This is a genomic window from Micromonospora sp. NPDC051296 (genome assembly GCF_040682255.1).
Classification (GTDB): domain Bacteria; phylum Actinomycetota; class Actinomycetes; order Mycobacteriales; family Micromonosporaceae; genus Micromonospora; species Micromonospora craterilacus.
Genome location: NZ_JBFBAO010000596.1, coordinates 1 through 2,303, shown reverse-complemented (window position 1 = coordinate 2,303; position 2,303 = coordinate 1). Strand labels below are relative to the sequence as shown.

Here is a 2,303-nt window from a genome sequence, read left to right as displayed (position 1 = left end):
GGCGGGGACGGGTACGACCGCGGGTCACGGCGTATGGACGGACCAATGCGCCCGTCGGCTCGTCACGATCGGCCATGTCGCCGCTCACCTCCTTCGTACCCGGCACCGGATCGCACCGGTGCTACCCGTCGTTTGCAGTGTCTTTGCCCCGCCTGCCCCACCGGCCGGCGCGACGATCAGCCCATCATCCCCACAGCCGTACGCGGCTGCGGGGTCAGGGCGTCACCCACCCGGTCGACCAGCAGGGCCATTTCGTAACCGACCTGTCCCACGTCGCAGCTGCGTGCGGAGAGCACCGCGAACGACGAGCCGTCGGAAATCGACATCAGGAACAGGAAGCCATTGTCCATCTCGACCACGGTCTGCAGCACCGCGCCTCCCTCGAAACAGCGGGCCGCGCCCTGGGTCAGGCTGACCAGACCGGAGGCGATCGCCGCCAACTGGTCCGCCCGGTCCCGCGGAAGGTCTCGTGACGACGCCAGGAGCAGGCCGTCCGCCGAGACGGCGACCGCGTGCGCGACACCGGGCACCCGGTCCGCGAAGTTGGCCAGCAGCCAACCGAGATCCTGCGTAGTAGTCATCCTTCATGCTCCTTCTGCCCGCTCCCGGCCATCGGGCCTGAGCCAGACTGCGAGGATTGCTGCCCGCCCGGAGTTCCCTCCGGGCCGGTCGGGTTGCTGTCCGAGGGGTGGCTACGCCCTCGCTGGACGCCCCGGTGGTAAGCGGAGAGCAGGCCACGCACCGACTCCGGGTTGCGTCGCTGCACCGAGGTCGACGGCTTCTCCACCGCGCCCGGCACGAGCTGTGCCATCGGCGTGCGCTTCGGCAGCCCGGTCTGGGTGGTGCCGGTAGCCGGCACCTGGCTGGCGGCCGAGGCCGCCCGCCAGCCGTCGTCGGCCGCGGTCTGCCAGACATTGTCCTGCGGCGCCGGACGGTACGAGGGCTTGCTCTCGGCGACTCCGGGACGGGGGCCACCGCTCGCCGCCGCGCCGTTCCCGAAGGACGCGCCTGCGGCCGTCGGAGTCTCTGCCATCGGTGCGTTACCTGTCGTCCCGGTTGGGGTCTGCTGGACGGGTCGACCCGCAGTGTCGACTGCGGAGAACTGCTGGGTGGCACCGCCGTTCGTCGCCGGCTGCCGGGCACCGCCCGACTCCTCCGGGCCCGGCCGACGGGTGCGGAACCACGCCGACTCCAGCTCCCGGAAGATCGGCAGCTCCATCGTCTCATCCGCGTACCGCTGCCGGTTCTGGGCCTGCGGCGGCGTGGGGGTGGTGGGCCGGGGATGCGCCGGTGCGGGCCGGGCGGCCGGCTGCTGGACCCGAGGCAGCTCGGTGGTCATGTCCAGCGCGGCGGCGAGCCGCTCGGGCACGGGCGGGGCAGACTGCTCCCCGGCGACCGGCGGCCAGGCCGGCGGTGCCGAGGCGCCCATGGTGGGCATGGCGTTGGGTGCCGCCGAGACGGGCCGATGCGGCAGTGGGCCACCCGACACCGGCGCCGCCGAGGTCGGGGCGGCGGACACCGGCTGACCGGAGACCGGCGCGGCCGAGACCGGCGGTGCGGAGTAGGGCGTGCCCGAGATCGGTGGCGACGACACCGGCGGAACCGGCGGTGCCGACACCGCGGGCGGCGCGTACGGCCCGGCCTCGGGGCTGCTCGGCAACTGGCGCGGAATGCCCGACTGCGGGCCGTTGTCGGCCGGTTCGTCGGTGGCTCGGCGCTGCGGCAGCGGGTCGATCGACTGGCCGTTCGACGAACGCGGGTTGAAGCTGTGGCCGCCGGTGACGCCGCTGGCGCCGGTCAGGTCCGACCAGGCGGGCAGGTTACCCGCGCCCGCCACGGTGGCCGGCGTGCCGGCGCCGTTGCGGCTGGCCGGGTCGAAGGGTCGGCCACCCAGGGTCACCTGGTTGCCCGACCCGCCGGGACGCGGTGCGGGTGCCGTCGGCGCGGGCGAACCGTTGCCGAGCGCCGGCAGCGCACCGAACGCCGGACTCGGCGCGGACGAGGGGCCTGCGGCGGCCGGTAGCGCGGCGGGCTGCTGCCCGCGGCCGGACAGTGCCCGGGGCACCAGCACGGCGGGCGGCAGCGTGACGTCGGCGACCGTGCCCCGGTCACCGCCCGGACGCAGCTCAACCTTGACCCCGTGGCGGGACGCCAGCCGGGCGACCACGACCAGGCCCATCATCCGGGAGACGGCGACGTCCACCTGCGGCGGCGTGGCCAGCCGCTCGTTGAGATCAGCCAACTGCTCGCCGCTGATGCCGATGCCGCGGTCCTCGACGTACAGCGAGGCGCGGTCGCCGACC

The 2,303-nt window shown here is 74.4% G+C and carries 2 protein-coding genes and 1 pseudogene; all 3 read right to left on the bottom strand.

Annotated elements, in window-relative coordinates; all coding sequences use genetic code 11:
• Positions 1 to 76: pseudogene (locus AB0M52_RS33340) on the bottom strand (DUF742 domain-containing protein); the annotation flags it as partial.
• A 100-nt stretch (positions 77 to 176) separates the two neighbouring features.
• Positions 177 to 581, bottom strand: coding sequence for a roadblock/LC7 domain-containing protein (locus AB0M52_RS33335; protein WP_111216746.1), 405 nt, complete (start codon positions 579 to 581; stop codon positions 177 to 179).
• A partial coding sequence (locus tag AB0M52_RS33330) for an ATP-binding protein (protein WP_363961828.1) occupies positions 578 to 2,303 on the bottom strand: 1,726 nt, incomplete at its 5' end. The genes AB0M52_RS33335 and AB0M52_RS33330, both read right to left, overlap by 4 nt.